7 protein-coding genes are annotated in these 7,316 nt (G+C 70.6%); 5 read left to right on the top strand and 2 right to left on the bottom strand.

Translation table 11 applies throughout. The annotated features are described in order from the left end of the window. The coding region (locus AC3WPZ_RS01905) for an ABC transporter permease (protein ID WP_492437879.1) at positions 1 to 1,632 on the bottom strand (1,632 nt) is incomplete at its 3' end. A 166-nt stretch (positions 1,633 to 1,798) separates the two neighbouring features. Here AC3WPZ_RS01905 and AC3WPZ_RS01900 point away from each other — a divergent pair. Next, positions 1,799 to 2,680 carry a transglutaminase-like domain-containing protein gene (locus tag AC3WPZ_RS01900; RefSeq protein WP_444686953.1) on the top strand — a complete coding sequence of 294 codons (882 nt, stop codon included), beginning with the start codon at positions 1,799 to 1,801 and terminating at the stop codon, positions 2,678 to 2,680. Here AC3WPZ_RS01900 and AC3WPZ_RS01895 read toward each other — a convergent pair. Further along, a complete protein-coding gene (locus tag AC3WPZ_RS01895) occupies positions 2,677 to 3,366 on the bottom strand; it encodes a GntR family transcriptional regulator (protein ID WP_382320746.1) in 690 nt (229 codons plus the stop codon). The two genes, AC3WPZ_RS01900 and AC3WPZ_RS01895, sit on opposite strands and share 4 nt — an antisense overlap. 176 nt (positions 3,367 to 3,542) lie before the next feature. Between AC3WPZ_RS01895 and AC3WPZ_RS01890 the strand changes: the two genes are divergently transcribed. The 4 genes from AC3WPZ_RS01890 to AC3WPZ_RS01875 are packed head-to-tail and all read left to right on the top strand — an operon-like array spanning position 3,543 to position 7,315. Then, a complete protein-coding gene (locus tag AC3WPZ_RS01890) occupies positions 3,543 to 4,580 on the top strand; it encodes a porin (protein WP_382320744.1) in 1,038 nt (345 codons plus the stop codon). A gap of 49 nt (positions 4,581 to 4,629) precedes the next feature. After that, a complete protein-coding gene (locus AC3WPZ_RS01885) occupies positions 4,630 to 5,628 on the top strand; it encodes a Bug family tripartite tricarboxylate transporter substrate binding protein (RefSeq protein ID WP_444686952.1) in 999 nt (332 codons plus the stop codon). 38 nt (positions 5,629 to 5,666) lie between these two features. Next, entirely contained in the window at positions 5,667 to 6,554 is an 888-nt protein-coding gene (locus AC3WPZ_RS01880) for an alpha/beta hydrolase (protein WP_444691258.1), read from the top strand. A gap of 11 nt (positions 6,555 to 6,565) precedes the next feature. Continuing rightward, a complete protein-coding gene (locus AC3WPZ_RS01875) occupies positions 6,566 to 7,315 on the top strand; it encodes an SDR family NAD(P)-dependent oxidoreductase (RefSeq protein WP_444686950.1) in 750 nt (249 codons plus the stop codon). Position 7,316: the final 1 nt, after the last annotated feature.

Genomic DNA, 7,316 nt, shown 5'->3' with positions numbered 1-7,316 from the left:
CAGCGTGTCCACGCGCGCCACGCCGGGGACACCGGCCACGGCGGTCACGAACCCGGTGGGCAGGTGGCTGCCGTCGCCCGCGCCGCTGCCCACGCTGCGCACGTAGAGCTGGGCGGGCAGCACGGCGTCGAGCCAATGCGTGACCGAGTCGCGAAAGCTCGCCACCATCACCGTGAGCGCGACCGACAGCGCCAGGCTCGCGACCACGCCGCTGGTGGCCACGGCGGCGGTCTCGCGCAAACGGCGCGCGCGCTCCACCGCGAGCACCGGCAGGGCGTGGCGCGCGATGCGCGGCGCGATGCGGTCCAGCAGCCAGCCCACGCCCAGCGGCAGCGCCGCGATGCCACCCACCAGCAGCAGGCCCACCGACACATAGGCCGCCAGGGGAATGCCCGCCACCGGTGGTGCCCAGGCCATGGCGGCGGCCAGCAGCACCAGGGCCAATGCCAGCGTGTGGCGGCGCGCGCCGGGCCGCGGCGGCGCGCCCAGGCCCTTGAGCGCGAGCGCGGGCGCCAGGCGCGCGGTGGCCTGCGCGGGCCACCAGCCGCCCACCAGCGCCGCCACCACGCCCAGCAGCAGGTAGACCATGGCCGCGAGCGGGCTCCACAGCAGCGGCGCCACGCCCGAGAAATAACCCCCGCCCAGGTCGCCGCCGAGCAGGCGCAGCGCGAGCGCGGCCAGGGCCGTGCCCAGCGCGATGCCCAGCGCGCTGCCCAGCAGGCCGAGCAGGGCCGACTCGGCCAGCACCAGGCGCAGCCGTTCGCGGCTGGACAGGCCCAGCACGCCCAACAGCGCGAACTGCGGCTGGCGCCGCGCCACCGACAGCGAGAGCACCGAGAACACCAGGAAGGCGCCGGTGAACAGGGCCACCAGCGCGAGCACCGTGAGGTTGACGCGGTAGGCGCGCGAGAGGTTGCTCACGCGCTCGCCCGACTGCTCGGGCCGCTGCGCGATCACGTTCGGCGGCAGGTCCAGCGCGGCCAGCACCTCGCTGGCGCGCGCGCCGCTGGCCAGGCGCAGGTCGATGCGGCTGAGCTGGCCCACGCGGTCCATCAGCGCTTGCGCGGCGGCCACGTCCATCACCAGCAGCGGCGCGCCGGGGGCGTTCACGCGGCCGGCCACGCGCAGCACCGCGCCGTTCTGCAGCCGCACGGTGCTCTGCCCCGCGAAGGCCTGTTGCGCCGCCGCGTTGAGGAACACGGTGTCGGGCGCGAAGAGGTCGAAGCGCCGCGTGGTGTTTTCGCCGTCGGTCACCGGCATCAGGGCGGGCGAGAGGCCGGCCACCACCAGCGCGTCCACACCCACCAGCTTCGCGCCCAGGCGCTCGCCGTCGCGCGCGAGGGCCTGCACGGGGCCTTCCAGCACCGGGCTGGCGAGCGCCACGCCGGGGTGCGCGGCCACGCGGGCGAGCAGGGTGTCGTCCAGCGAGCCCTGACGCGCGCGCAGCTCCACGTCGGGCTGGCCGTTGACCGAGCTCACCGCGCTGGAGAACTCGGCCAGCGCCGAGGCGTTGATCAGGTGCACCGCGAAGGCCAGCGCCACGCCCAGCATGACCGCCACCACCGCCGAGGCGTTGCGCCAGGGGTGGTGGCGCAACTCTTGCAAGGAGAAGGTCGAGAGCAGCGCGCGCATGGCGTGGAGCTTAAGCCCTCGCGCTTGGTGAGGCAGCGCACCGACGAAGCCGCGGCAAAGGCCTAAGATGGTCCAACGGTTGTCTGGCGTTCACCGATCACACAGCGCCTTCACGCGCTGCCGCCCGCCGCAAGGCGGGTCCACTTCTCCCCACACGGTGACCCCCATGGTTCGCATCCACCTCGCCATCGATCTGCAGTACGAGATCCACCCACCCGGTGCCGATTTCATCTTCAACGTGCAGGCCGCGCATTCGCCCCAGCAGACCGTGAGCTGGGAGCAGCTGCAGGTCAGCCAGCCCGTGCCCCTGCTGATGCACACCGACGCGGCCACGCGCACGCGCACGCTGCGCCTGAGCGCCGGGCCGGGCGCGCTGTCGGTGCGCTACCGCGCCACGGTGGACATCGAGCACCACGTGGCGCAGCCCGACAGCGTGTTCGAGACGCCCGTGGCCCAGCTGCCGCCCGAGGCGCTGGCCTACATCTACCCCAGCCGCTACTGCCAGTCCGACTGCGTCACCGCCATGGCCAACGAGCTGTTTGGCCAGTTGCCCATGGGTTACACACGGGTGCAGGCGATCCAGCAATGGGTGCAGAGCCAGGTGACGTTCGAGTCGAACACCAGCAATTCCATGACCTCGGCGCTGGACACGCTCAACGACCGCAAGGGGGTGTGCCGCGATTTCGCGCACCTCATGATCACGATGTGCCGCGCGCTCAACATTCCCGCGCGCTTCACCACCGCGGTCGACTTCGGCGCCGACCCCGCCCTGGGCCCGACCGACTTCCACGCCTACGTGGAAGCCTATGTGGGCCACCGCTGGTACATCTTCGATCCCTCGGGCACCGCGATCCCCATGGGCTTCCTGCGCATCGGCACCGGGCGCGACGCGGCCGACGCCTCGTTCGCCACCATCTTCGGCGGGGTGGTCACGCACGCGCCGCGCATCGACATCTCGGCCCAGACCAGCCCGCAGCACGGCTGGCTGATGCCGGTGCACCGGCCCGAGGCCTTGTCGACCGACGGCGGCTGGCAGGCGGGCGGCTAACGCTGCTCAAGCGCGGCGCGGGCCGCTTTCTCCGTGGCGAGCAGGTGCTGCTCCATGAGGGCGACCGCGGCCGTCGTATCCCTGCGCAGGACCGCGTCGAGGATCGCCTGGTGTTCCGCCTGCACGTCCCGGGCCACCAGCGGGCCCTTGTGGCGGGCCTTGCGGTAGCGCTGCGAATGGTCCATCAACTGGTTCCAGAACCGCAGCAGCCACTCCGAACCACAGGCGCTCACCAGCGCCGCATGAAAGTGGCGGTGCTGCTTCTCCCACTCGAGATCCGTGGTGCTGCCTTCGCTCCCGGGCAGGGGGGTGCGCCCCAGCACGTGCAGGGCGGCAACCACCTCTGCTTCCCAGCGGGCGTCGCCGTGCTGGATGGATTCGGTCAGGCAAAGGCGTTCGATCTCACGGCGCGTCTTCATCAGATCGGCCAGCTCGGCGAGTGAGATCTCCAGGACGCGCGCGCCCCGCCGCGCTTCCATGGACACCAGCCCCTCGCTGGCTAGGCGGGCCAGCGCCTCGCGGATGGGCGTGAGCCCCAGGCCGAACCGCTCTTCCAGCTCCGCGACCCGCAAGCGGTCGTTCGCCCCCAGGTCGCCCAACAGGATTTCCTGCCGCAGGCGGTGGTACGCGCGCTCGGTGCGCGAGCCCGAATCGAGGGCGGGGTCTTCTACAACGAACTGATTCATGAAGTAAATAGGAGTTTATACGAAGCACAATATTTCATGAAAAACGTATATTTCATGAAATTCAGCGACTTTCGCAAACGGAGAAATTATCGCACCGACCGCCCTCCGTGGGCCGGTGAGCCGCCTTCTCCCCGCCGCGAAAGAGGCGTTTTCACCCCCCTGTCCCGAAAGTACCCATGAAACTGAAACGATGCACCCTTCTCCCCGCGCTGGTCCTGGTCAGCGGCGCCGCGTGGTCCCAGAGCACCAGCACGGTCTACGGCCTCGTCGACCTGGCCTTCGTGCGCGAAAGCGGCGGGCCCAACGGCGCCAGCGCCTCCAAGCTCACCAGCGGCGTCGCCGGCGGCTCGCGGCTGGGCTTTCGCGGCACCGAAGACCTCGGTGCGGGGCTCTCGGCGTTCTATGTCCTGGAAATGGGGCTCAACGCGGACAACGGCACGCTGGGGCAGGGCGGTCTCGCGTTCGGGCGGCAGTCGCTCGTGGGCCTGCAGGGCGGTTTCGGCAGCCTCTCGCTCGGCCGCCAGTACACCCCCATCGCCTTCGTCCAGACCGAGACGGATCCCTTCATCACGGGCCTGGCCGGGACGTCCGCCAACCTGATCAGCGCCGGCGGCGCGGGCGGCAACAACCGCATGGACAACACCGTGCGCTACACCTACGCGGCCAAGGCCGGCTGGACCGCCGATGTGGTCTACGGCCTGGGCGAAACGCCCGGCGACAGCAGCGCGCGGCGCCAGTACGGTGGCGCGATCGGCTATGTGTCGGGTCCGGTGTACGTCAAGCTGGGCCACCACAACGTCAACAGCGCCGCATCGGTGCCGGCGAAGATGAGCTTCCTCGGGGCGAAATACGACTTTGGCGTGGCGACGGCGCATTTCAACTACGTGGTGAACAAGGGCTCGGCGGTGTTCGGCCTGGTCAACGCGGATTCGCGCGACGTGTTGCTGGGGGTGTCGGTGCCTTATGGGGCAGGGCGGTTCATGGCCTCGTACATCCGCAAGAACGACCGGACCGCCGCCCACCACGATGCGAGCCAGTGGGCGCTGGGCTACACGCACGCCCTGTCCAGGCGCACGGGTGTCTACGCCTCGATCGCGCGCATCGACAACAGCGTGCCCGCGGGCTCCCCCACCGGCTTCTACCGGGTGGGCAACGCCACCGAACAAGGGCTGGGCAACCGGGCCTACAACGTCGGCATCCGCCATGCCTTCTGACGCCTGCCGCGCGCCAGAAGCGTCCTTCCCTCCATTGCCTTCAGACACCATGAACACCTCCTTCCATCGCCGCTCCTCGCTGCGGCTGCTGCTCGCCACCTTCGCCGCCGCGGCGCTGCTCGCGCCGAAGGCGCAGGCCCAGGCGCCGAACTACCCCAACAAGCTGGTCACCATCGTGGTGGGCTACCCCGCTGGCGGCGACACCGACGTGCTGGCGCGGTTGATCGCCGAGAAGCTCGCCCCCCGCCTGGGACAACCCGTGGTGGTCGACAACCGCACCGGCGCCGCCGGCACCATCGCGACCAACTACGTCTCCAAGGCACGCCCGGATGGCCACATCCTGCTGCTGGCCCCCAACACCGCGGCCATCACGCCCCACGTGATGACGGCCGCCGGCAGCGCGATCGACCCGAGCACGGAACTGACCTCCATCGTCCAGCTGGGCAGCCAATCGCTGTTCGTCGTCGCGGCGACCGTGACCGGCGTTTCTTCCGTGAAGGAGCTGGTGGCCAAGGCCAAGGCCGGCGGCATCGTGAGCTACGCCAGCCCTGGCAACGGTTCGCCCATGCACATCCTCGGCGAACTCTTCAACAAGTCCACCGGCACGAAGATCACGCAGATTCCGTACCGGGGCAGCATGCCCGCCATCGCCGACGTGGTGGGCGGGGCGATCCCGCTGATGTACACCACGCTGGGTCCCGCCGCGCCGCACATCAAGTCGGGCCGCCTGGTGCCGCTGGCGGTGGCCGACCTGAAGCGCTCGCCCTTTCTGCCCGATGTGCCCACGCTCGCCGAGCAGGGCATCATGGGGGCCGAGGTCGGGGCCTGGCAGGCGCTGATGGGGCCCAAGGGCATGCCCGCCGACCTGGTCCAGCTGATCAACCAGCATGTCAACGAGATCCTCAAGATGCCCGATGTGATCGCGCGGATGGAGACCATCGCGCTCGCGCCAGCGGGTGGAGACCCTGGCAAGCTCGCGAAGCTGGTGGCCGCCGACTATGTCCGCTATGGCAAGGTCGTGGCCGAATTTGGTATCAAGGCGGACTGAGCGCCGCAAGCACCGTGACCCACCATCCACAGAACCTTTTGTCCCGCCTTTCACCGCAGCCGCCGCTTCCCTTCGAAGCCGCGCAGGCCTACGAAGAGACCGTGCTGGGCTGGGCCGCCGACGCGCCGCTGCCGGCCGGCATCGCCGTCGCGCGCGACCGCGCCTATGGCCCCGATCCGCAGCACCGCTGCGACGTGTACCGGTCCACCGATGCGCGGGACGACGCCCCCATCCTGATCTTCTGGCACGGCGGTGGCTGGACCAACGGCTACAAGGAGTACGTTGCCTTCATGGCGCCAGCCGTGGTCGGCCTGGGCATGGTGCTGGTGGCGCCGGGCTACCGGCTGGCGCCGGGGCACCGGCTGCCGGCGGCGTTCGAAGACGGCCTGGCGCTCACCCGCCATGTGATCACCCATGCGGCCGACTTCGGCGGTCGCGGCGACCAGATCTACCTGGCGGGGCATTCCGCCGGCGCGCATCTGGCGGCGCTGGTGGCCTTGCGGCGCGAGGAAGCGGGCGGCGCCGGCATTCCCCCGGGCGCGATCCGGGCCTGCCTGCCCGTGAGCGGCATCATGGATCTGCACCACCCCGATCCCCCCGCGGCCAGCCTGGAAGAGCGCATCTACAGCATGGTGCTGAGCGACGCGGCGCACGACGCCGTGATGAGCCCGCTGTGCTGGACGGTGGGCAACACCATCCCCATGTACCTCAGCCATGGCGAGTCCGACAGTGCCCGGGTGGTTCATTCGAACCGCCGCATGGCGGCCTTGCTGGCCAGGCAGCCGGCGCCGTCCCAGCTGCACGAAGAGCCCGGCCTGGACCATTTTGCGACCCACACCTGCCTGCGCGACCCGAAGGCGGCGTGGTACCAGCGCCTGGCCGGCCTGCTGCAGGCCCACCGGCGCCTGGATCCATCCGCTGTTTGAGAGGAAAAAGAATGCAGACCACCCCCACCCCCGCCGAGAGGGAAACCGCTTTCATCACCGGAGGCGCCTCCGGCATCGGCCGCGCCACGGCGCTGCGCCTGGCCGAGGACGGTTTCCGCGTCGTGGTGATCGACCGCAACGCGGCGCAGGTCGACACGCTGCTCGCGGAACTCACCCAGGCCGGGCGCGACGCGGCCGGCCACGCGGTCGACGTGTGCGACCGCCCGGCCATCGCGGCGCTGATCGCCGCCGAGGCGCGGGTCGACGTCATGGTGTGCGCGGCGGGGATCGGCCCCGCCCGGTCCTTCGACGACATCCGCGACGAAGACTTCCGCTCTGTGCTGGACGTGAATGTGCTGGGCGTCTTCATCGCCGCGCAGGAAGCCACGCGGCGCATGAAGCCGGGCGGTCGGGTCGTGACGGTGTCCTCGCGCGCGGCGCTGGGCGGCACTGGTTTTGCGCACTACGTGGCCTCGAAAGCCGCGGTGGTGGGCCTGACCCGGGCCATGGCGATGGACCTTCGCCAGCGGCAGATCGCGGTCAACTCGATCGCGCCGGGCTTCACCGACACCGGCATGACGCGCGCCATGACGCCCGAGCAGCACGCGGCGGCCAGCGCGCTCGAACCGAGCGGGCGGCCCGCCGATCCGGGCGAGATCGCCCATGCCATTGCCTTCCTCGCGTCGCCGCGCACCCGCTTCATCACGGGCCAGACCCTGTTCGTGGATGGTGGCAAGTCGCTGGGCGGCCTGGGCCTGTGAG

The organism is Hydrogenophaga sp. FW305-3-2-15-A-LB1 (assembly GCF_058787875.1).
The sequence above is the reverse complement of the archived record's forward strand: the minus strand, read 5'-3'. Positions and strand labels throughout refer to the sequence as shown.